General features: G+C 37.9%; 21 protein-coding genes. 12 read left to right on the forward strand and 9 right to left on the reverse strand.

From position 1 onward, the window contains the following. Positions 1 to 232 precede the first annotated feature (232 nt). From A9Y75_RS08400 to A9Y75_RS08410, 3 genes are all read left to right on the forward strand, one after another. Positions 233 to 565, forward strand: coding sequence for a hypothetical protein (locus A9Y75_RS08400; protein WP_071189114.1), 333 nt, complete (start codon positions 233 to 235; stop codon positions 563 to 565). A gap of 857 nt (positions 566 to 1,422) precedes the next feature. Continuing rightward, positions 1,423 to 2,799 carry a GTP-binding protein gene (locus tag A9Y75_RS08405; RefSeq protein ID WP_071189650.1) on the forward strand — a complete coding sequence of 459 codons (1,377 nt, stop codon included), beginning with the start codon at positions 1,423 to 1,425 and terminating at the stop codon, positions 2,797 to 2,799. 405 nt (positions 2,800 to 3,204) lie between these two features. Next, complete coding sequence (locus tag A9Y75_RS08410; RefSeq protein ID WP_071189115.1) at positions 3,205 to 3,480, forward strand: Calvin cycle protein CP12; 276 nt, start codon at positions 3,205 to 3,207, stop codon at positions 3,478 to 3,480. A 126-nt stretch (positions 3,481 to 3,606) separates the two neighbouring features. On the opposite strand, the gene A9Y75_RS08415 is transcribed toward A9Y75_RS08410, so the two are convergent. From A9Y75_RS08415 to apcB, 3 genes are all read right to left on the reverse strand, one after another. After that, the gene (locus tag A9Y75_RS08415) at positions 3,607 to 4,425 is read right to left on the reverse strand and encodes a TlyA family RNA methyltransferase (RefSeq protein WP_071189116.1); all 819 of its coding nucleotides are present in this window, start codon (positions 4,423 to 4,425) and stop codon (positions 3,607 to 3,609) included. After that, complete coding sequence (locus tag A9Y75_RS08420; RefSeq protein WP_071189117.1) at positions 4,426 to 4,860, reverse strand: DUF29 family protein; 435 nt, start codon at positions 4,858 to 4,860, stop codon at positions 4,426 to 4,428. It lies immediately after the preceding gene. A 375-nt stretch (positions 4,861 to 5,235) separates the two neighbouring features. Then, positions 5,236 to 5,745, reverse strand: a complete 510-nt coding sequence (apcB, locus tag A9Y75_RS08425; protein WP_071189118.1) for an allophycocyanin subunit beta — start codon at positions 5,743 to 5,745, stop codon at positions 5,236 to 5,238. Positions 5,746 to 6,107: 362 nt separating this feature from the next. Here apcB and glnA point away from each other — a divergent pair, with 362 nt between their 5' ends. Beyond that, positions 6,108 to 7,523 (forward strand): type I glutamate--ammonia ligase, encoded by a 1,416-nt coding sequence (gene glnA, locus A9Y75_RS08430; protein WP_071189119.1) that lies wholly within the window; start codon positions 6,108 to 6,110, stop codon positions 7,521 to 7,523. A gap of 92 nt (positions 7,524 to 7,615) precedes the next feature. On the opposite strand, the gene A9Y75_RS08435 is transcribed toward glnA, so the two are convergent. After that, on the reverse strand, positions 7,616 to 7,816 hold the full coding sequence (locus tag A9Y75_RS08435; protein WP_071189120.1) for a hypothetical protein: 201 nt from the start codon (positions 7,814 to 7,816) through the stop codon (positions 7,616 to 7,618). A gap of 331 nt (positions 7,817 to 8,147) precedes the next feature. Here A9Y75_RS08435 and A9Y75_RS08440 point away from each other — a divergent pair, with 331 nt between their 5' ends. Then, complete coding sequence (locus A9Y75_RS08440; RefSeq protein ID WP_071189121.1) at positions 8,148 to 9,206, forward strand: class I SAM-dependent methyltransferase; 1,059 nt, start codon at positions 8,148 to 8,150, stop codon at positions 9,204 to 9,206. Between the two features lie 557 nt (positions 9,207 to 9,763). Here the strand turns inward: A9Y75_RS08440 and A9Y75_RS08445 are convergent. Further along, a complete protein-coding gene (locus tag A9Y75_RS08445) occupies positions 9,764 to 10,000 on the reverse strand; it encodes a hypothetical protein (RefSeq protein WP_071189122.1) in 237 nt (78 codons plus the stop codon). Positions 10,001 to 10,101: 101 nt separating this feature from the next. Further along, entirely contained in the window at positions 10,102 to 11,853 is a 1,752-nt protein-coding gene (locus A9Y75_RS08450; protein WP_071189123.1) for an FAD-dependent oxidoreductase, read from the reverse strand. 119 nt (positions 11,854 to 11,972) lie between these two features. Between A9Y75_RS08450 and A9Y75_RS30080 the strand changes: the two genes are divergently transcribed. The 6 genes from A9Y75_RS30080 (at position 11,973) to A9Y75_RS08475 (ending at position 16,919) form a co-directional block, all read left to right on the forward strand. Further along, entirely contained in the window at positions 11,973 to 12,590 is a 618-nt protein-coding gene (locus tag A9Y75_RS30080) for a HindVP family restriction endonuclease (RefSeq protein WP_269086278.1), read from the forward strand. After that, a complete protein-coding gene (locus A9Y75_RS30085; protein WP_269086279.1) occupies positions 12,541 to 13,074 on the forward strand; it encodes a HindVP family restriction endonuclease in 534 nt (177 codons plus the stop codon). Before A9Y75_RS30080 ends, A9Y75_RS30085 begins: the two co-directional genes overlap by 50 nt. Positions 13,075 to 13,094: 20 nt before the next feature. Further along, positions 13,095 to 14,045 carry a DNA cytosine methyltransferase gene (locus A9Y75_RS08460; RefSeq protein WP_071189124.1) on the forward strand — a complete coding sequence of 317 codons (951 nt, stop codon included), beginning with the start codon at positions 13,095 to 13,097 and terminating at the stop codon, positions 14,043 to 14,045. A 117-nt stretch (positions 14,046 to 14,162) separates the two neighbouring features. Then, a complete protein-coding gene (locus tag A9Y75_RS08465; protein WP_071189125.1) occupies positions 14,163 to 14,870 on the forward strand; it encodes a class I SAM-dependent methyltransferase in 708 nt (235 codons plus the stop codon). Between the two features lie 149 nt (positions 14,871 to 15,019). Next, entirely contained in the window at positions 15,020 to 16,054 is a 1,035-nt protein-coding gene (gene mtnA, locus A9Y75_RS08470) for an S-methyl-5-thioribose-1-phosphate isomerase (protein WP_071189126.1), read from the forward strand. A 25-nt stretch (positions 16,055 to 16,079) separates the two neighbouring features. Then, positions 16,080 to 16,919 (forward strand): hypothetical protein, encoded by an 840-nt coding sequence (locus tag A9Y75_RS08475; protein ID WP_071189127.1) that lies wholly within the window; start codon positions 16,080 to 16,082, stop codon positions 16,917 to 16,919. 165 nt (positions 16,920 to 17,084) lie between these two features. Here A9Y75_RS08475 and A9Y75_RS08480 read toward each other — a convergent pair whose 3' ends face one another. Together A9Y75_RS08480 and A9Y75_RS08485 are read right to left on the reverse strand one after the other, a co-directional pair. After that, positions 17,085 to 18,224, reverse strand: a complete 1,140-nt coding sequence (locus A9Y75_RS08480) for an ABC transporter ATP-binding protein (RefSeq protein WP_071189128.1) — start codon at positions 18,222 to 18,224, stop codon at positions 17,085 to 17,087. 208 nt (positions 18,225 to 18,432) lie between these two features. Continuing rightward, complete coding sequence (locus A9Y75_RS08485; protein ID WP_071189129.1) at positions 18,433 to 19,146, reverse strand: GUN4 domain-containing protein; 714 nt, start codon at positions 19,144 to 19,146, stop codon at positions 18,433 to 18,435. Between the two features lie 304 nt (positions 19,147 to 19,450). On the opposite strand from A9Y75_RS08485, the gene A9Y75_RS08490 reads away from it, so the two are divergent. Beyond that, a complete protein-coding gene (locus A9Y75_RS08490; protein WP_071189130.1) occupies positions 19,451 to 20,872 on the forward strand; it encodes an NADP-dependent isocitrate dehydrogenase in 1,422 nt (473 codons plus the stop codon). 348 nt (positions 20,873 to 21,220) lie between these two features. On the opposite strand, the gene A9Y75_RS08495 is transcribed toward A9Y75_RS08490, so the two are convergent. Beyond that, positions 21,221 to 23,509 carry a dynamin family protein gene (locus A9Y75_RS08495; protein WP_071189131.1) on the reverse strand — a complete coding sequence of 763 codons (2,289 nt, stop codon included), beginning with the start codon at positions 23,507 to 23,509 and terminating at the stop codon, positions 21,221 to 21,223. Between the last annotated feature and the right edge of the window lie 14 nt (positions 23,510 to 23,523).

A 23,523-nucleotide genomic window follows, 5' to 3' on the forward strand; every position in this document is an offset into this window, starting at 1 on the left:
TCTAAATTTAGGTTGGTAGTTGGTAAGCGTCGGTATAAAACCACTTGAGATTTATCCTCACGCCTAAATTCTTCTGTATTCTGGATATTTTCTATTTATACTTTCGTCTCCAAATTCCATATCCAGTCATCAACAATAATACCTCAAACTATCTCCAAAGAAAGAGCTACTTACACCTTTGATTGTTTAGATTGATATTAGTAATAGTCAAATTTGGATTAAGGAAAAAGTCATGACTAATAATCATCAAGACAATGAAATTAATCAGCCAGTAAGTGACGATAGCTTTTCGAGAGAAAAACCAAATGTTAAAGAAAGGAAATTAACCGCAAATCCAGGAGATAGAATTGCGGATGAACCTCAATCAATTGAAGAAAAAGCCAAACAAGTTGCGGTAGATGTCCCTGATATTACAGGTGATCAAATTACAGTTCCCACCTACTTTGTGGTAGACACTCCCGAAGGTGACAAAAAAGCCCTTCATCATGTAAAAGATGCAGAAGAGATTTCTGATGTAATTCGTCAAGCACGAGTTAATGAGAAAGGTGAACGTATTTGGTGGTAAATCTCTCCCCTCCTCCTAGGGGAGAGGCTTTTAATTTCTCCTTCTCCACTAGGAAAGGCATTGATGTTTATGCCAATACAAAAGCTTTAAAATATAAAAATATGTGTATGTAGAAAACTTATCGCACAAAAGCGAGTATTTATTTTGATCGATAAGTTTCAATGACGTATTCAGAGGTAAACCGCAAAAAAAACATAAGTATATTATTTTACTACAGATTTTAGTTTATATTACTTAAGTATCTCATTTAATCTTTATTTATCAACACTTGTAGATATTTTAGTTATGATTATATACACAGTTGTAAGTCATTTTTATAGCTAAAATCATTTGCGTACAAAAGTAATTGTGATTTTTATTTTTGACTTTTCAGTGCAAATGCTTAATAATATTTTTCAAGAAATAAATTTCTTCCCTATTGATTGACTATTAGCAAACTACCAATATGTTTTTATACAAAAAATCCCTGTTATTCAACAACGGTCAAAAAAATAAACCTACCGCAGATAATCGCCATAGGAATATGTACAAGGCTGTTTTATACGTATTTCTACTAAGCGTACCCGTAAGTACTTATGTGTTGCTGACACTAATATTACCGATGTTCTCTTCTCCTGTATTCATTAATGTAGGAACTTCTTACCACCCTACTTCTATTCCTTGGATAGACAATTCATCGCAATGTGAACATTCGGGTAGAAGTTGGGAAAATAATGAATGCTGGGATAGTGAACACAGCCCTATGTTCTGAATTAAGATTTCTGAAGTAGTAAAAGTTAATTCATAAAAGACCAGAAATTTCGATATAAATGGATATATAACCCATTGTTTGCTCCACCTTGTCTCAACCTAAGGCAGTGCGAAACCTGCAAGAAACTCATTTGAACCGCGCCCGTGCTAGTCTTAGACAAGCTCTATCTTGGTATGGATATCTCCGCAAGTCAGGACAGCTATCATCAAACCTACAATTGGCGGGTTTGGTAAAGCCGGAAATAGAAAATTTAACCGCCACACTCAACAAGCTAGACTCTAACGTGGTGAGAATAGCTGCTTTTGGTTTAGTGAGTCGCGGAAAGTCAGCAGTGTTGAATTCCTTGCTAGGGGAAAAAATTCTCCAAACAGGCCCCCTTAACGGTGTAACTCAATGGCCTCGTTCGGTGCGTTGGAAACCTGGGGGAAAGGTATTAGTAGAATTAATTGATACTCCCGGTTTAGACGAAATTGAGGGGGAATCAAGGGCGCAAATGGCGCGAGAAGTAGCTCGTCAAGCCGATTTAATCTTGTTTGTTGTTTCTGGAGATATTACTAGAACTGAGTATCAAGGATTGCTCCAATTGCGACAATCCCAAAAACCACTGATTTTAGTTTTTAACAAAATTGATTTGTACCCAGATACAGACAGAAAGACCATTTACAAAAATTTACAACTATTGGGTGCAGGAAATCTTCAAGAGAAACCACTACTACCTGATGAAATTGTCATGGTAGCGGCTGAACCTGCACCAATGGAAGTTAGAGTAGAATACCCAGATGGAACTGTGAGTTATGAATGGGAAACACCACCACCGCAGGTTGAGGAACTGAAGCAAACGATTCTGAATATACTCAATCGGGAAGGGCGATCGCTTTTAGCTTTAAATGCACTTATCCAAGCACGGGAAGCAGAAGCAGTTATAGCTAGTAAAACCATTGATATTCGTGAAGAAGAAGCAGAAGATATCATTTGGAAATTTACTAAATATAAAGCCCTCGCTATTGGTTTAAATCCCATTCCTATTTTAGATATTCTTGGCGGTTTAATCACCGATTTAGCTTTAATTCGTTCTTTAGCTAGATTGTATGGTTTACCCATGACAAGCTATGAAGCTAGTAAATTATTAAAAACCATTTTATTTAGTTCTGGTGGTTTATTGTTAGGAGAAATCGGCAGTAGTTTAATGTTAGGTTTAGGCAATAGTACCGCTGCTATAGTTAGTGGTGATAGTCCTGTAAATATTACTACTTTTGCGGGGAGTGCGTTAGCAAAGCTCACCGGAGGTATCGCTCAAGGTGGAATTGCTGGTTATGGTGCTTATACTGTCGGTAAAGCTGCACAAATATATCTAGAAAAAGGCTGTACTTGGGGACAATTAGGTGCTGATACAGTCATTCAAGAAATTTTATCGCAAGTTGACAAAAATACAATTTTGTATCGTTTACGGCAAGAATTGGGCGGAAAATTTGGAGATTTTTAACTTCAGTTACCATACTCTGATACAGCGGATTCCTTTGTTATAAGGTACATCATAGCCCCCTCATCGCTTGCGGGGAGGGGGTTGGGGGTGGGGTTCTTGTACCTCATGACACTGGGAAGTGCTGTATCTCCAAATACAGACAAATGTTGAATTTTAAATTTGTATAAGTTAGCCATCTCTCTTTGATCATGGCTAAAAAAGTATATAAATTAACTAAAAATATTTTTTTAAATTGTTACCGTTGAGGATAGTTTCTTAACTGCTTCTAACTGGTTCTCATACTTTCTCTACATTCTCATCTTCGCATACAACAAGAACCAAACAGTGCTGAGTAAAAAATACTTAAGTACACATTAGCGTTTGTCGTAAATCTGGATCTTACTCAACCACAAAGGTGAAAATATCATGACATCTTTTAACGAAATTTTAGTTGCTATTAACTCAGATAAAAATAGCACTAAAACCATTGAGCAAGCAATTCTGGAAGCAATTGTAGAAGCTCGTACAACCTGTGAGCAAAATGGAAGTAATTCCCCTAATTGTGCTGTAGCTTGGGATATTGTTGAAGAATTACAAGCTGAGAAAGCGCATCAAAAACAAGCTAAACACTGTAAAACAGCTTTAGAAACCTACTGCGAAATGTATCCAGATGCATTAGAGTGTCTAGTCTACGATTTATAAATTGGTGAGGTTGGGTTTAACCCAACCCAACACTGAGCTATTGGGAATAGTTTTGAGATTTTCGCAGTTTTTTGGGTATAGATATCGCTTATATGTATCGGCTCTCTATTTTAAATTCAGGAAATTTTAACCATCTCGAAAATTAGCAACTGCTGATTTAGTCATTTGTAAAATTGCTTCTAAATCCAGTGGAGGTGTCTCACTTTCCATTCCTAACCAAAGCAGAAATTCAATATTTCCCGCTGGTCCAGTTATAGGCGACCAAGTTAAACCTTTATACTTCCAACCTAACTCCAAAGCCCCTTTTAATACCTGAAAAATAGCATCAGCTTGGTCACTAGAATCGCGGACAACACCCTTTTTACCTACGCGAGACTTCCCTACCTCAAATTGAGGTTTCACAAGCAATACAGCCTCTCTGGGAGGTTGGGTTAATTGCCATAAAGCAGGCAAAATTTTAGTTAAAGAAATAAACGAAACATCCACCACAGCTAAATCAGGAAGCGTGGAATTTTCACTATATAAATCTTCTGGTTTTAACTGCCTTAAATTTGTGCGTTCTTTTAAAATAACTCTTTCATCAGTTCTGATTTTCCAATCAACTTGTCCGTAACCAACATCAATACCATAAACTTGAATTGCACCAGCTTGTAATAAGCAATCTGTAAAACCACCTGTTGAAATTCCCCCATCTAAACAGATGCGTCCAGTTACAGAAATTCTAAATAATTCTAAGGCTTTGGCGAGTTTTTCACCACCACGAGAAACAAAAGGAGGACGTTCTTTAACTTGAATTTGGGCGGTAATATCAACTTCAGTCCCAGCTTTATCAATCATTTGTTGATTGACTGTCACTTCTCCAGCTTGAATTAACCGTTGTGCTTGCTGACGGGAGGGACATAAACCTAAATCTACTAATAGGGTGTCGAGTCTTTGTTTAACCAATTAATTAGATTCTCCTGGTAATATTAGACTTAAAGCATGATGAATAATTTCTTTTTTATTAACTAGCTTTTCTAATTCTTCTGATTCATAACGACCTTCTGCTACTTCCAGCGAAGCTGCATCAATAGCATTTAAATAAGCTTCTTCTAGTACTTCTTCTAATTCTTCTTGCATGAGATAATAACCGCCAGCTTTACGACGCTTATTTTCTCGTTGAATTTCCCGAATTGAATTCCTAATTGAAACTTCCCAAGAGCGAGTTGTGCAATTTTCAGCTTTTTGTTTAATCAAGTGCAACAATAAAATCACTGCATAACTCCGAATTGTTTTGATAATTTCATTTCGGCTCATTTCTTCTAATTCTTCAACTATAACCAATGCTTCTTGGACATTTCCTCGCAGAAGCAAGTCTTTCAGGGTTAATAATTCTTCCATAATTAGCGCCTCAAATATCGGCAACTTCTATTGTGGCAGATAAAGTCAGTAAATTGCTGTTTAACTAAACTTCCCTTTTACACTCCTGGCTATTCCATTAGCAGCTAATAAGGGTTTTACCACTCTCTTTATGAAAGGATAAGCAAATAAAAAAAGGATGCACTGATAGGAAATCGATTTTATCTGGAAAATCTCAACTCAAACTAACATCCTGTAAATCCTTTAATCCTGTAAATCCTGATATGGCTTGCGCTACGCTATCAGACAGTTATTAAAAAAAGTAAACGCACCTTGCCAAAAAGGCCAAAGTGCGATATGAACTAAATCCACACAGATGGAAATTGTTTATATAAACTCGGTTTTCAATCGCTAGGGCTAAATATCAATCTCACTCAACTCACGAGTGATATAGTCAAAAGGCTCATCTACAAAAGCCGTATTAGCCACACCCGCAGCTGTAACTTGCGCCTTGACAATATCTTTCATAATCTGGATACCCTGAACTGTTGAACCAATGGGTACACCCAAAGAATTGTAGGTTTCCCGTAGCCCTTGCAACACACGTTCATCCAACACATTCATATTGCCAGCAACTAGGGCATAAGTAGCATAGCGCAGGTAATAATCCATATCTCGTAAACAAGCCGCAAATCTACGAGTTGTATAGGCATTTCCACCAGGACGAATCAATTCTGGTAAGTCTTCAAATAACTTAGCACCAGCCTGTTTAACAATAGCCGCTGCATTAGAATTAATTGCAGCTGCCGCTTGTACTCTTGCTGTCCCGGTTTCAAAGTAAGACTTGAGGCTGTCAATTGCATTCCGGTCAAAATAACGACCGGTTACGTCATAATTCTTAATTAAAGTTGTAACTGCATCGCGCATTCTTTTTTCTCCCAATCATTAACTATCTATGGTTTGATATTTATTTGGCTGCTATTATGCACCAGTAAACTTTTGTGCCATAAACAATAGATGCGGCACAAAAACGATCCATCCGCTATTTAAGGATTCTATGCCAAAGTTGACCCCCATGAGATGATATTTCCAGTTTTGTGCAGATGATGAAGAAAGGTTAATATAACCTGTAATCGGGATCATCTGTAACAAACACTACAAAATCACCTCAAGTCAAGTATTTACGATATTCCAGGTGGTGTGTCACAACTTGGGTTAGCATAGCAGGCTGAAGATGCTTTGGCAGATTTTCGTTTTACTTTAGGAAATTGGGTACAGAAGGAGTAACAATGACAACACCAAAAGAAGTCTTGAAGATGATTCAAGACAAAAACATTCAGATGATTGATCTGAAATTCATCGATACACCAGGCACTTGGCAACATTTGACCATGTACCAGGATCAAATTGATGAAAGTTCATTCACTGATGGTGTTCCTTTCGACGGTTCCAGTATTCGGGGTTGGAAAGGCATCGAAGAATCAGACATGACAATGGTACTCGATCCCAACACCGCTTGGATCGACCCATTCATGAAAGAGCCAACTCTAAGTATCATTTGTAGTATTAAAGAACCCCGCACAGGCGAATGGTATAACCGTTGCCCCCGCGTTATTGCTCAAAAAGCAATAGATTATCTCGCTTCTACCGGACTTGGTGACACGGCTTTCTTTGGACCTGAAGCTGAATTCTTCATCTTTGATGATGTCCGTTACGACCAAACCGCCAACTCAGGTTACTACTACGTAGATTCCGTAGAAGGTCGTTGGAACACTGGTAGAGAAGAAGGTCCTAACCTGGGCTACAAAACCCGCTTCAAAGAAGGTTACTTCCCAGTTCCACCAACTGACAGCTTTCAAGATATGCGGACAGAAATGCTGCTAACTATGAAAGACTGTGGTGTACCTATTGAAAAGCAACACCACGAAGTTGCTACTGGTGGTCAGTGCGAACTTGGTTTCCGTTTTGGTAAGTTAATCGAAGCTGCTGACTGGCTGATGACTTACAAATATGTGATCAAGAACGTTGCTAGAAAATACGGCAAAACCGTCACCTTCATGCCAAAACCAATTTTTGGCGATAACGGTTCTGGTATGCACTGTCACCAATCTATCTGGAAAGGTGGTCAACCTTTGTTTGCTGGTGACAAGTACGCTGGCATGAGTGAAATGGGACTCTACTACATCGGTGGTATCCTCAAGCACGCACCAGCACTGTTGGCAATCACCAACCCCACTACAAACTCTTACAAGCGTCTAGTTCCGGGCTATGAAGCACCTGTAAACTTGGCTTACTCCCAAGGTAATCGTTCTGCTTCTGTGCGGATTCCTCTTTCTGGAAATAACCCCAAAGCCAAGCGGTTAGAGTTCCGTTGTCCAGATGCTACTTCTAACCCCTACTTAGCCTTTGCTGCCATGCTTTGCGCTGGTATTGATGGCATTAAGAACAAAATCCATCCTGGTGAACCCTTAGATAAAAATATCTATGAACTTTCTCCAGAAGAATTGGCGAAGATTCCTTCCACTCCAGGTTCTTTAGAACTCGCTTTGGAAGCACTGGAAAATGATCACGCTTTCTTGACAGACACAGGCGTATTCTCAGAAGACTTCATCCAAAACTGGATTGACTACAAGTTGGCTAACGAAGTTAAGCAAATGCAGTTGCGTCCTCATCCCTACGAATTCTTCTTGTATTACGATTGCTAATTGCAGGGTAAAAGTAATAAATTTTAAAGCCACCCAACAGGGTGGCTTTTTTTGAACCTTGTCATTTGGGAATCACATCTAAATGCACTACCTTAACTCATTGTTGCCTGGCTACGGCTATAAAGCGTCTGAGTAGTAGGATCTATCTTCCCTTGAATGGGGTTCCAATAGTGGGATATTTCTTCGGGAAGACCAAGTTCTTGTGCTGCACGCATCAGCATTGATTGTTGACGGTTTTTAACTTGTTGATGTTGACGCACCATTAACGCGCGGGATTTTTCTTGAATAGACATAACTACGCTCCTCTGTATTTTTTATAGATATATGGTTAGTTATTCTTTCACTTCCCAATATAGCAAAAATTCTGTAGCTTATGTTACGGAATTGATTTTCTTAATATAAATTCATAATTGAATCGAAATAGCGATCGCTCTTTCCACAACCCAGGGCAAAAAGAAGAGCATAGGGGAAACCCATACTAGCCAAGATTTCAAAACTCTGGAGTCATAAACCAAATTTCCCGATTGTTTATCTCAAAATGAGCTTTTATTTTGATAAGATTCTTTATTTCTGACTTTTATTTACATAAAATAAGAAAGGTTAATAAATCTTAATTGATGGATTATGTCTGACACCTTAACTAAATTGACCTATAAGACTCTTCAACAGAGCAAAAATTACTTTAGTCTGGCGCACAAAATCTTCAGTTTACGCCTCAGAAACCTGATACATCCCCAACTAGGGCAAATCAGCGAACCCATACCCAAAGAGCTAATAGCGGGGCTGGAAGACAGACTAAATCAGCTGCTAGAGACAGACTGGCAAGATGGGGAAAAAGGAATCTATCCCGACAGCTTATTGTTTGACAACGAGTGGGAAGACTTTTTCCGTTACTATCCGATGCTTTGCTTAGATTTGCCCCTAACCTGGGAGCGGCTCACACAAAATAGATATCAAGAATTTGCACAGGAAATAGAGAAAGATGATTATCCCAACTATTATCTGCAGAACTTCCATCACCAAACCAATGGCTATTTAAGCGATCTATCAGCCAATTTATATGAATTACAGGTGGAAATTCTGTTTGGTGGTACAGCTGATATCATGCGGAGGCGCATTCTCGCTCCCCTAAAAAGTGGGCTGGAAATTTTCGATGATCTTCCACAACGACAAACCAGAATTTTAGATATAGCTTGCGGTACTGGGCGGACTTTGAAGTTGATTCGAGCCGCTTTGCCTCAAGTCTCTTTATTTGGTACAGATTTATCACCAGCTTATTTGCGTAAAGCCAATGAGCTACTATCACAGATTCCGGGAGAATTGCCGCAACTTGTACAAGCAAATGCCGAAGAATTGCCTTATCTCGATCACTATTTTCATGCAGTCACTTCTGTGTTTCTATTTCATGAGTTACCTGCATCAATACGTCAAACTGTGATAGAGCAATGCTTCCGGGTGACAAAACCAGGGGGAGTATTTATTATCTGTGACTCGATTCAGATGAGTGATTCACCTGAATTGGCTCCTATAATGAATAACTTCTCCAAAATGTTCCATGAACCTTACTATAACCATTACATCACTGATGACTTGGTAGAGTCTTTAGAGCAAGCAGGATTTGAGAATATAGAAACACAAGTTCACTATGTGAGCAAGTATTTTATTGCTCATAAGCCAGCTTAGGGTCACACATAAACGCTCATTTTGTCAGGCTGATGTAGGGATCTACCACACCGATATTGACGGGTTAATTACAGAAAGAACAGTCTGATTCTCCCCCTGTTCCTTCTGCTTTCCCGTTTTTCCTGCTCAACCTACTTGCCATTGGCCTTCCCAACCTGTAGACGCAAGCCGTGCAAAGTAAAAGTGGTTAAACAAGGCTGGACTAGTACATATATTATGAGTCACTAATTCACCAATACACGTCAGGGTTGCCGCAATTACCAGATGTTTTTAGAAAGTACTAAACGGTTGCTGAGTTGTGTAGTTGTGTAGTGGCTTAACTGTCTAAGTCTGTAGTCAGAGAAGATGAAATCTGGAACAATTGTGTAGTGCTTTGACTGTCTATATCTCTGTCAAATAAGATGACATTGGCAACGGTTTATTAGCTGTGTAGTGCTTTAACTGTCTATGTCTCTGTTCGACAAATTGTGTCCAGGATGTTAAACATCCAGTTATCCGGTAATTTGATTCCCTTGCTGGCAACTAATTTTTCTACAAGCAGTCTGAGGCTGGGGTTTTTAAACAACAGAATAGATATTTCTGGAATATCCCAAGGACTCTTTGCGCCCACTACCGCGATGAGGTGCTGGCGTTTCTGGTTGGTTAGGACTAGTTTGAGGTTTTTCAGCAAGTAGCTGTTGTGAACCAGAAGTAGCAATTAGCAGGTAGGAAAGGCGAGTCAGTACCGCTTCGCAGTTAAAAGCTAAGGAGCCGAATACCAGACTCGATACTAAAAGTGAAATGGCAGCACGCATAGTAGATGTCTATTTTAGAACTCTCCAATTCACTGATACTTAACTTTTCTATGATCATCCGGACAATTTATTAAAAAGTATTGTATGTGACTGCAAAAAAATCAATTTGATACTTCGTCGATATATTCAACGAGTAGCCAGTTACCAGATGAATTTGTCCGTCCCCAGATGGTGAGCTTTCCTTTAGGGGGAAGGGCTTGCAGTTGGTCATCAATATGCGATCGCAAGGTCACAATCTGCCAAATTTTCGGTGAAAATTCAGTTGGGTTGGTGATAGTAAATGTGTAGTCTTGTTGGTCTAAGCGATTAAAAATGCCTATGAAACAATCAAGATTCAAGTAATCATACGGATTAACCAATAAACCAGGACAATTACCACTAGTGGGATATGTTTCTGGGTTGTTCAAATAATGAATTTGCCAGTTTAGCCACTCTGGATGATTGGTTGATAAGTTAAACAGGGGAACAATTGCCGCAGGCGATCGCTCATCAGTTAATAAAGCTGCTTGCAGCGTTCTAACTGGCAAATCCCTGGGTTGACATTTTAACTCACAACATAGAGCAGCTGCCATACCCGCTGCTTGACCGATACCCATCACTACAGGTTGTAGTCTGGTTGCCCCATTTGCGATGTGGGACACAGAAATATTCTTTTCACAGACCAGCAAACCATCTGTAGTCACTGGAATCAGACAACGATAGGGTATGGTGAAGGGCGTTCCAGTCCAACGTCCTCCCCAGCGGATAGATTTAGGTTGCAGTGAGAACTTATCACCAGGATAATGGTGGTCGTTGGCGTAGTTACCAATAGCAACCGTATCATCAAATTTAGCTGCGACACTACTACCTGATAAAGGCAGAATGTTCTGCTCACAGACAGTAACAAGTCCCTTTAAACGGCGACTTTCCCGATAATAGGGATGCAGCGCAAAAGCTGGAGAGAAACTAGGAAAAACACCTTCTGCTAAACCGTAACGCCGACCAAGCTGAGTTTGGATAAAATGGGCAAAGTTTTGACTATGCCAGAAACATTCTTGGACAAACTCATGTCTAGTTAAATCCGACTCTATCAAACGGTTAGCTTTTTGGCCGTAGTCATTGCCACAAATAGGCCAGTTAATCATAAACCGACTTCCTGGCAGGCGACCATAATTTAAAAATTTTTCCGCCCCATAGTCATCCCAAGCGCCTGTAAACAATGATGGATTATAGTTAGGGGCAGGTGGAATTTGTGGGGCGACAGGTTCCCCAAAATCTTGCATTACCACTACCCAAGTTGGCGCTTGTACGGGATATTTTTCTGTGAGAGAGTTAAAACTTTCTGGGGCGCTGGGTTCTCCCCACTCTGACTTTAGTTCCCAACCCCAACGGTAAGGTATTTCTGCTAAAGCTAATAAGTCTCCTAATTCTGTACCATCAAGAATAATTTTGGCGTTAACTGTGAAGTCTGCAAAGCGTACACCTGTAATACAGTCTCCCTGACGCAATACTTCTAAAGGGACTTTTCCGGATATCCATTGGAGATTAGGGAATTCCTGCACCCAGTCAGCAAAGATTTCTGCACCTATACGCGGTTCATAACTAAAAAAGCTCACCCAACTGTTATCTAATCCTCCCTGTTGTCGTTGGCGTAATTCTTGTATAAATGCTCCCCATAAGCCGGTTTGAAAGGCTTGTAATTCGTTACCATCTGGTGCAGATACGCCCGCTGAGGTGAGCATTCCTCCTAACCAGGTAAATTCGCTCACAAGGATGGTTTTAGCGCCTCTTCGTGCAGCTTGGATAGCCGCAGCAGTTCCGCCGGTTCCTCCTCCAACTACTAGGACATCGGTTGTATAGGTTTGATTGAGCATAAATAATAGTTACTCTACTTTTTTGATGATGAGTGATTATAAATCAAGAAATCAGCTAAATATCAATAAATTAATTTATACTGAAATTGTTATGTGAGCATATTATCAAACAGCCTCTAATGCAACCAGATAATTTACAAGTAGGTTTATTTGGATTAATTCATTCTAATAGAGACTTTTCTCAAAGAGAAAGTTGGGGGAAAAATCAATTTAATAATTCTTTTCCTGTGTCATTAGCTTGTTATATGCACGAGAAAGGACTTAAACTAAATTATTTAACTTTGGACAAGGGGTTAACAATTCAGCATCAAGAAATAGATACTTCTCAAATATTGGGTATTTGTCCTCTTTCTCCTAATTTATTTTTTTCTTTTGAAAGTGACTATGTACCTTATAGAAAAATAGTTGTTGGTAAATTGCCACGAGTTGATTTAGTCACCCATGATCTTAATAGAGATAATGCTTGTTTACGAAGTATAGAAATTAAATTAACAGCATTACCTGACAATTCTACTTATCGTTTACCAGATAATCAATATGGCTGTGAAATTGTAACAAGACCCGATACTATTGTCTATCTTGCTCTGAGTATTGCTCATGAATTTGAAAATTCAAGAGATAAATTACTAAATTATCTACAACCCGTATGTAGTCAGATTCAAGATTGGCAAAGTATAAGTCATAATATTGCCTTTTATCCCTCAAATTGTAGATTGTTTAGATACTTTAATAAGTGAGAATATTGAAATTCAATCTCCATTAGTCATGCAACCCATATGGAAAACTGTAGGTAAAACTTCCAAACTTTATCAAAACTGTTTAGATATTTTTGTTTGGAGCAACTTCGGATTTACTAGGCTTTTCTTTGATATCACTAAAAGATTGGCTAAATCAGAAGAAAGCATACAAAGACCTATGCGTTCTGTGGTATGGTTAGCAAAGATGTTATATGAATTTGCTCTAATTGGTAAAATAAATCATAAATTAATTATTGATACATTAACCTATAACACGAAGAATGATAAAGCTTTTGCTTTAAGTGGTTCTAATACTCGACCTTATATGACTTGTGATAATTTGATTCAACCCAGAATTACCAAAGAAGAAATTAATAACATAATTTTAGGAGGAGGACAGAACTTTTTAAGCCCTGAAAGAAGATTTGATGCTATTATTTTAAGCAATCCAGAAATTTTTGATGATAGATTAAAACACATTTGATAAATTTAATGAATATACAAATGGAATCCTCTTTCTTAAAAGTCATAGATGTATTTTCTGGTTGTGGTGGTTTATCACTAGGATTTCAGAATGGTGGATTTAAAATTGTCGCTGCTTTTGACAACTGGAAGCCTGCAATAAATGTTTACAAGCTAAATTTTGATCATCCAATTTGTGAATATGATTTGAGTCAGATAAATAATAATTATTCCCTATTTAAAAAATTCTTACCAGATGTGATTATTGGTGGTCCACCATGCCAAGATTTTTCTAGTGCAGGTAAGCGTAATGAAGATTTAGGTAGAGGAGATTTAAGTATTACATTTGCGGAAATAGTAGCCAATGTTTCTAGTCAATGGTTTGTCTTAGAAAATGTAGAATTGTTTAGAAAATCCAACAAATATCAAGAATTTCGGCAAATTCTTAAATCTGCTGGTTATGGTTTAACAGAAAAAGTATTAGATGCTAGTTTATGCGGTGTACCTCAAAAAAGAAAAAGATTTTTTTGTATAGGAGAAAAAGGTGGTAAGGATGATAATTTAAAGACTTATCTAGAAGCTAATTTATCTAGAAAACCTACAACTATTAGAGATTATGTAGGAAATAGTTTAGGAATTGAATACTATTATCGACATCCTCGAAGTTATCAAAGAAGGGCTATTTTTAGTATTGATGAACCAAGTCCAACTATTAGAGGTGTAAATAGACCAATACCTAAAAATTATAAACAACATCCCGGAGATGTTGCAGAATTAACACCAGATTTACGTCCCCTAACTACTCGTGAAAGAAGTTATATTCAAAGTTTTCCTGATGATTTTATTTTTGAAGGTTCAAAAACTGATTTGGAACAGATGATTGGTAATGCTGTACCTGTTAAATTAGCAGAATATGTTGCTAAATGTCTGCTGATGTATATTCAAGATAAAAATAAATCCCAGATATTTGATGTTTCATTGTTAACTGTTTAAATTGTCAAAATCCAGAATTATGTAAAGCTTTAGCATTGCTAAACTGCTGCTTGCATTATTTCGTTTATTGTGTTGATGTATAATCAAATGAGTAATTAAACAGTAAAATAAAAGCAAATGCCAGAACAAACTATAAATTTTGACTCTAATCCACCAGTTGCTACCAATGAATACGACACGATGATTCAAATGGCTTTACCTGGTTATGAGGTAATGCACAATATGGCATTATCTGTTCTCAGAGCAAACATACCAGAAAGAGCTAATTTGTTGATAGTGGGTGCTGGTAGTGGTATGGAATTAGTCAAGTTTAGTCAAAGTAATTCACATTGGCAAATGCTCGGTGTAGATCCATCGAGTAATATGCTATCTATTGCTCAAAATAAAATAGATGAACATGGATTATCTGAACGAATCAAATTATTCGCAGGATATACACATGATTTAAATACTACTTCTTTATATGATGCAGCAACTTGTATTTTAGTAATGCACTTTCTACCTGATGATGGCAGTAAATTGGCTTTACTGAAAAATATTTCCCAGCGTCTAAAATCATCAGCTACTTTTATTTTAGTAGATATATTTGGTGAAAAAGAAACTGATCAATTTGAACGCATGATTTCCATCATTCAAGTTTATTGGGAGCAAATGGGGATGAACCCAGAAAAAAGAATACAAGGACTAGAAACAATCAAAAAAGGTGTTTTCCCTATTTCAGAAATGAGAGTAGTGGAATTATTACAGCAAGCTGGTTTTGGCAATATCTTGAGATTTTATACAGGACTTTGGGTTGGTGGTTGGGTAGCAACTAAAAACTCTTAAATTACTACTTAGATATTTTTATTACTTAGACTATTTCCGACGCGATCGCTCAAAATCACCCTAAAGTTGGTATGATGATTGCTTATTTCCCATAGTAGTAGGAAATAAGGACTGAGAAATAACTCTTACCAATCACCAATTACCCATTTATGCTTTATCCCATTGTTTGGAAAAATAACTCCGTTTTACTAATCGACCAAACTCGTTTACCAAATGAGTATGCTGTGGTGGAAATTCATCGCAGTGAAGATATGGCCGAAGCAATTAGAACTATGATTGTTAGAGGTGCGCCGGCAATTGGTGTCGCTGCTGCTTATGGAATGTATTTGGGTGCGAGGGAAATTGAAACTAGCGATCGCACCGAATTTTTGCAACAATTAGAAAAAGTGGCTCAATTGTTGCGTTCTACCCGTCCCACAGCCGTAAATTTGTTTTGGGCAATTGGTAGAATGATGCAAACTGCTTATGAAACTCTGGGAACAATCGCAGAAATTCAACAAATTCTCCTCGAAACTGCCCAAACTATTAACGCTGAAGATATTCAAATCTGTCAAGCTATTGGTGATCACGGTTTAGCAGCTTTACCCAAAACCCCAGAAAAGCTAATTATACTTACTCACTGTAACACCGGTGCTTTAGCAACTGCTGGTTATGGTACTGCATTAGGTGTAGTGCGTTCTGCTTGGAGAGAAGGACGTTTAACGCGAGTATTTGCAGATGAAACTCGTCCCCGCTTACAAGGTGCAAAACTCACCGCATGGGAATGTGTGCAAGAAGGAATTCCCGTAACAGTTATTACTGATAGTATGGCTGCACATTGCATGAAACAAGGTTTAATTGATGCGGTTATTGTCGGTGCTGATAGAATTGCTGCAAATGGGGACACCGCTAATAAAATAGGAACTTACAGTTTAGCTATAGTAGCTCAAAAACATAATATTCCCTTCTTCGTTGCCGCACCTGTTTCTACCATTGATTTTACCTTAGCTAGTGGTAGTCTAATTCCCATTGAAGAACGTCATCCATCGGAAATATATCAAATTGGTGATACTATTTTGACACCTTCAGGAGTAGAGTTTTATAATCCTGCGTTTGATGTTACTCCCGCCGAATTAATTACAGCCATTATTACAGAAAATGGTGCATTTCCTCCTGGTGATTTAGTAAAGTCTCAAACAAATTAAATGGTGTAAATCACAACATTCAATAATGCAAAAACTAATTGCCACAATTTCCTTAATTATTGGCTGTATATCAATTGTCGGTTGTGGTAATTCACCAACAAATACAGCTAATACAGCACCAGAAGGTTCAACTAATACTGTTGCACAATCTCAAACGACAACTTCTCCAGAACCTGAAACAGAAACTCGAACGGATACTCCAACCGCAACAAAATCTGCACCTCAAACTGTCAGCAATACCACTCAAAAAAGTCAAACCCCACAAACAAAAGTACCCAAACAACCAGAAATTGGAACAGTCAAAGAATTAGTCAATGGTGATTTACTATGTTATGTCAAATTAGTAGATGAAAATGGAACTGAATATAATGAAGGTGCAAGCTTTGAGATTTGTGCAGAAGAAGCAAAATTTTTAAATAAAAAAGTACGTGCTTCTTACCAAATAGAATCAGTTAGTGATTGTCAAAGTATTGAACCATGTGGTAAAACTCGCAAAGAATCTATCATTACTAAGATGGAAGTTCTAGATGAGAAATCATCCACCAAAACCGAAGATAGTAAATCAAGTAAATCCAACACTATAAGTAATGGTGAGTGGACAATTACTATTGGAAATACTGACTCTTGGACAGGAGTTAATAATACAGGAAACTTGACTTATAAAGGATGTGACTCTCAAGGTAAATGTATTAATTTAACAGGTGGGAAAATATCTTGTCGGGATGGTAAATGTGTTACAGGTTGGACAAATGGAGATTATTTCTACATTTTAGAACAACCCATTACAGAAGATGGAAATTCTCCTTCAACCCTTATTGTCAAAAAAGGTGATAGTGAGATTTTGAAAGCTACAGGATTGAAATAAATTTTTAGCTGTTAAATTGATATTAAATTGATTTTTTGTAGGTTGGGTTAAGCGACAGCGCAACCCAACAAAAGTTTTGATAATGTTATTTGATAATGTTGAGTTTCCTTACTTGAAGAAGACACGGGGACTCCCCAACCTACATTTTTTGATTTTGAATTATCCTCAAGCAACGGGAAAAATTCTATTACCATTACTTGGATTAAATACAAATAACTGACTTAAATCTAATTGCAAATTCAGCCGTTCTCCTGGATGTAAACGGACATCTCCACCGACTTGCACATTTAGCCAACCAGAAGAACCAGATAAACTTGTACGAATCAATGTTTCTCGTCCTAAAGGTTCCACCACCTTCACTTCTGCAACCAAACCTCCCAACTCTTCCTCTCTGAGTTCTCCGCGTTTCTGTGGTTCGTTAATATATTCATTAATATATTTGTTAATATAAATATGTTCAGGACGAATTCCTAAATTACAAATTTGTTCTGGTTGTAAACTTAAAGCTGCTTTGATATTTTTGGGAACTGCTAATAATTGACCACTAACATCAAAATTATCGCCTTTATAAATAGCTGGTAAAATATTCATAGGCGGATTGCCCAAAAAAGTCGCTACCATTTCATTAGCAGGTAAAGCATAAATACTTTGAGGATCGCCAATTTGTTGAATTCGTCCCCGATTTAGCACCACAATTTTATCAGCCAAAGTCATCGCTTCAACTTGATCATGAGTGACGTAAATTGTCGTAATACCTAACTGTTGATGTAGCTGTTTTAATTCAGCCCTGGTATCATCCCGCAATTGAGTATCTAAATTAGATAAAGGTTCGTCAAGTAAAAATAATTGTGGTTGACGTGCGATCGCTCTTCCTAATGCTACTCGTTGTTGCTGTCCCCCAGAAAGTTGTTTAGGCTTCCTATCTAAAAGATATTCTAGAGAAAGCGATCGCGCTATAGTCAACACCCGTTCTTGAATCGTCTTGGGGTCAATTTTTCGCATTTCTAACCCAAAACCGATATTCTGGGCTACTGTCATGTGGGGATAAAGGGCATAGTTCTGAAATACCATCGCTACATCACGCGCTCTTGCTGGGATATCGTTAACCAAGCGATCGCCTATATACAAATTACCAGATGTTGCAGCTTCTAATCCAGCAATGGTTCGTAAAATCGTAGACTTACCACAACCTGAAGGCCCAACTAAAACCCAAAACTCCCCATCAGGAATTTCAAAACTGATATCCTCAATTGCGGTGACATTGTTAAATCTACGCTTAACGTTTTCTAACAGAACTTTTGCCATTTTTAATCAGTCATAATTGGGAATTAGTGATTGGGAATTGGTGATTGGGAATTGGTGATTGGGAATTGGGAATTGGGAATTGGGAATTAGTGATTGAGAATTGGTGATTGGGGATTAGTGATTGGGTAATAATTATTTTCTAATTATCCCCCCCATCTCCCCATCTCCCCATCCCCGCGTCTCCCCATCTCCCCATCTCCCTAATCACTTAACTCCAAGCCGGATGATTGAGAAGAGAAGACATCACCCGCACACCCCGCAGTTGATTAGAGAGGGGTAGATGACCTCTGGGGGCGCTTAAATCCCATGTGAACTCGTGGGGATAGCGCGTCCATTTATTACCACTCTTCCAGCCAATTTTCGGCCATAATTTTTCCCAGTTTTTCCCTAACCCCAACCAAATTTCTCGCTGTACAGAAAAACCAAATTTACCTTCCGAGTGAACTACCCAGAGATGATTAATGGTTTTTAGGTCTTGGATGGGAAAATTTTCTACTTCGGTAAAATATAACCACTTTCTTTGTACTGCTTGGGTTCCTGCCACTTCACACATTGTTTGAATTGTCAATAGGTCAGCAGCTTGGAAATCTGACGCGACTAGAAGCTTTTGCAAAGAATTGTAATTGATCCCACAGCCTGATTTTAGAGGTACAATTCCCTCAGGAAAATAAGTTTGTAGAAATTCCTTGGCTTTTGGTGCATCAGAGTTGTAGACTACTTTGTAGGCTTTACCATCAATCCAAGTTGCTGGGGTGTCACGACGTTTCAGTAAAAATTCCTGCAATACATCTAACCCCTCATTACCCAAGTCAGCTAACTGTGGGATGATTTGTTGTTGGACTTTTTCAGACCCAGCGATTAACTTTTGGCGCAGGGAGTCGATGTGATTAGCAGTGCCTGATAGAATCATTGGGTCTGTCATGCCATTACTCGTGTTAGCGTTCAGTGGAAAAACGAATCAGCTATTGGGCATTCTACAAAATGAAGCACAGATAGCGAAAAGTAGTTTACTATTTTTGATTGCCTCCGGCACGCTACGCGAACGTACAAAATAGCGGTGGTTTCACTAAAACCTACACTTGAGCCACCAATACTGTATCAGATAAAGCAGGGGATAATCTGCGCCTCATGTCCGAGTGAAGACAAAAATAGCGAAATCTGTTAACCTGCCCAACGGATATTTTCTCACTTTGTGTGGCAGCGTATCAATTTGGAGTTTGTGAATTATGTACGACAAGATTACCCCCCCGACAACTGGAGCAAAAATTACCTTCAAAAATGGTGAGCCAGTTGTACCTGAAAATCCCATTATCCCTTTTATTCAAGGTGATGGGACGGGTATAGATATTTGGCCAGCAACCGAAAAAGTGCTTGATGCTGCGGTAGCGAAAGCGTACAAAGGCACAAGAAAAATTAGCTGGTTCAGGGTTTATGCTGGTGATGAAGCTTGTGATTTATATGGTACTTACCAGTATTTGCCTCAGGATACATTAACCGCTATTGAAGAATATGGCGTTGCTATTAAAGGCCCTTTAACTACTCCGGTAGGTGGGGGAATTCGTTCTTTAAATGTAGCACTACGACAAATTTTTGACCTTTATACTTGCGTGCGTCCTTGCCGATATTACGCTGGGACACCATCTCCACACAAAACTCCAGAAAAACTGGATGTAATTATATATCGGGAAAATACGGAAGATATTTATTTGGGGATTGAGTGGAAACAGGGAAGTGAAATTGGCGATCGCTTGATAAAATTCTTGAATGAGGAATTGATACCCGCTACCCCAGAACATGGTAAAAAGCAAATTCCTTTGGATGCGGGAATTGGCATCAAACCTATCAGTAAAACCGGTTCTCAGCGCCTTGTCCGTCGGGCTATCAAACACGCCTTGTTATTGCCGAAAAATAAGCAACAAGTGACCTTGGTGCATAAAGGCAATATCATGAAATACACCGAAGGCGCTTTTCGTGATTGGGGTTATGAATTAGCAACTACGGAATTTCGTCAAGAAACGGTTACAGAAAGGGAATCTTGGATTTTGGGTAACAAGGAGAAAAACGCCAATCTCTCCTCAGAAGAAAACGCCCGTCAAATCGATCCTGGTTTTGATGCCTTGACACCAGAGAAGAAAGCGCAAATTGTCAAGGAAGTGGAAACAGTTCTTAACGCCATTTGGGAAAGCCACGGAAACGGCAAATGGAAAGAGAAAATCATGGTTAATGATCGCATTGCCGATAGCATCTTTCAACAAATCCAAACTCGTCCAGATGAGTATTCGATTTTGGCGACAATGAACCTTAACGGTGATTATTTGTCTGATGCGGCTGCTGCTATCGTTGGCGGTTTAGGCATGGGGCCAGGGGCAAATATTGGCGACTCCTGCGCCATTTTTGAAGCTACCCACGGTACAGCACCCAAACACGCTGGCTTAGACAAGATTAACCCTGGTTCGGTGATTCTTTCCGGTGTGATGATGCTGGAGTTCATGGGTTGGCAAGAAGCCGCAGATTTGGTTAAAAAAGGATTGGGGGATGCGATCGCAAATTCTCAAGTCACCTATGACCTAGCGCGGTTAATGGAACCACCTGTAGAACCATTAAAGTGTTCTGAATTTGCCGACGCAATCATCAAACATTTCGGTTAATTTCGGTTAATCGTAGGGGCGGGGTTTCCCCGTCCTATCAATTGTCAGAATCAGGATATCCAGGATTAAAGGATGAACAGGATTTAGAAATTAATTTTTGAATTTATTTTGTGATTAAGATAATCAATTTTCACCACCAGTTAACTGACTAAGATAATCATCCATAATCACTGCCAATTCTTTGGGTGAATAAGTATAAGTTCAGGATTTAGTTTGAGTTTAGATTGTTATTAAAAGCTTTGGATGTAGATCCTAACATTATCTAAAAAGTCGGGGATACAAAAGTGATATCATATTTCCTTGCATCAACCAAAACTACAGTTACTAATCGTGGTGAGAGAATAAAATTTAACTTTCTTGTGAATGAGTCCTTTTTAATGCAATAGATAATTGTCGTAATCTTTCACTAACTTCTAAATTAGATTCTTGTGATTTTAAATTGTTCGGTATTTCTGCTAATAAAAGTGGATTTCCTTGTAACCATTCATTCAGTGCAACCCCTGTCCAAGTACCTTCTTTTTCTCTAAAGCTATCAACTAAACCTTTGAGTTCTTGAATACAATATGATTCAAAACTAGCAGCATTAAAAATTGCAAATCGCAAGTATTCCTCAAAAGCATTAATATCATTTTCAACTTCAAAAATTACAGCTTGTTGTTCAACTATAAATTCATGAGAAACATTTAGAGAATTTGGCTTTGGTGCTGCGGTTACTCCTAATACTTGTTGGCGAATTTCTGAGTTAAAAAGCAAATCAGCACCATATTTTATATATCTTTTAAGAACGCTATAAGCAAGTTCTTCTCCAGTGTAGTAGTTATCTACAATTTCAATATCTACTCCCAGGCTTTTGATAATTTTATTGCGAGTATCACTGTTAACAGGTCCACGAATCAAAACTTCTGCTACTGGACGTGCAAAGCGTAAAAATAACACGCTTAAACTATTTTCTAATTTAGATAAAAAATAATCTTCTGAATTTTCAATTAATCTGGCTTTTACTTGATTACTTCCCCATAATAAACTTGTCATATATTCAACTAAATTTAAGGCTTCATTTTGTAATTCTAAAGCCAGTTGTCTAGCAATATTAGATAAAAGTTTACTAATATCATTATACAAATCTTCTCTCCAAGCAAAGTTAGCTTTCATTCTATCAAATTCAGGATTTGAGTTAGCCAGAAACATAGTATCTTTCTTTTTAAATGTTTCTTCCCTAAGTTTCTGCATTTCTTTATCAACAATTTCTAGATATCCTTCTCGAAATTTTTCTATTTGAGTTAAGGAATTAGCAGTTAAATTTTCTAAAGCTTGGTTGACAACATAAGCATCATAGTATTTTTGTAAATCAGCTTTAATAATTAACCATTTTTGATTCCACCATTCAGCAAATAAAACTCGACGATTATTTTCTGCAAATAATTTTGCTTCTTCTGGATTTTCTGGATGATTTTTACTAACTATTGTATAAATTTCTTCAGAAGTGCTGATAATTGTATTTAGAGAAGCTTCACACCGTTTCTTTAAAATAGCGACTCTTTCAGTATTAATATAATGAAAGATTTTCTCTTTGATTTCAGGAATACCTGTAGCATATTTTTTAAGATTTTCTTCATCAGCAATACCAGTTAATCTCTGTAAATGAGATTGAATAATATTTGCATCTCCAATTTCTAATTTAGTTTGTTCTCCAGCTATATTATTTAATAGCAAATATGCACCAGCAGAACCAGAAACAATTCTATGATTAGGTAAATTTGCCCGTTTTAACCAGTCTTGAGAAGCTTCTTGAATGTGGGTTTTCATTGCTTCTGCACTACCTAAAGAATCAATGCGACTTAAAAACACAAACAATTTATCAGCAACAGTGACGTTTTTATCACCCTGTTCTGTAAATTTGATGATTTCTAATTCTTTTTCTCTGAGACTGGTAAAACGCTGTACTAATATCACAGCATCACAATCTGATAACATTTCTTGTGCTTCGTCAACGTGCTTTGCTAAACCTGAATCTAAACCGGGAACATCATAAAAAACAATCCCTTCAGCTTGTGCAAGTTTGTTTGTATAAAGTCTAGCTTCTAACACAGCATGAGCATATTTTTCATCTGCTACATATTTTTTTAAAGGTTCTCGAATATCTTCTAATCTAGTAAATGGAAATGTCCGGTTTCCTTCTTGTCTCACTTGTTGTAAAGTGATTTCATTGATACGAATAGTATTAATATCTTCTTGCGCGTTGGCTTTTTCTAGTTCTTTGAGTAAGTTGATAAATTCATCTTCTGTTTTTGCTTGTACTTCTAGTTTTTGTTCCGATTCATTTTCAACTGAATAAATTTGTGTGGTTGTAAATGTACATCTTCCTCCTTTAGCTGGAAGTAAATCACATTCTAACCAAGCATTAACAAAGGTACTTTTTCCGGCTTTTTCTAACCCGACTACTGCAATGCGAAATTCGCGTTTTTTGAGTCTTTCTAGTTGACGACGTGCGGGTTGTGCTTCTTGTAATAGTGTTTGTTTTAATTTGTCGGGAACTTCTGCTTGAGGTAAGTTGGCTAAATTAACCGCGTGTCTTTGGATGTTTAAAGCGTCGGTTAGACGGGTTTCATAGTAGGAAGATGCTGTTTTCCAATCCATTTTGTAGATACTCC

The sequence above is a fragment of the Trichormus sp. NMC-1 genome, assembly GCF_001858025.1.
GTDB lineage: Bacteria > Cyanobacteriota > Cyanobacteriia > Cyanobacteriales > Nostocaceae > Anabaena.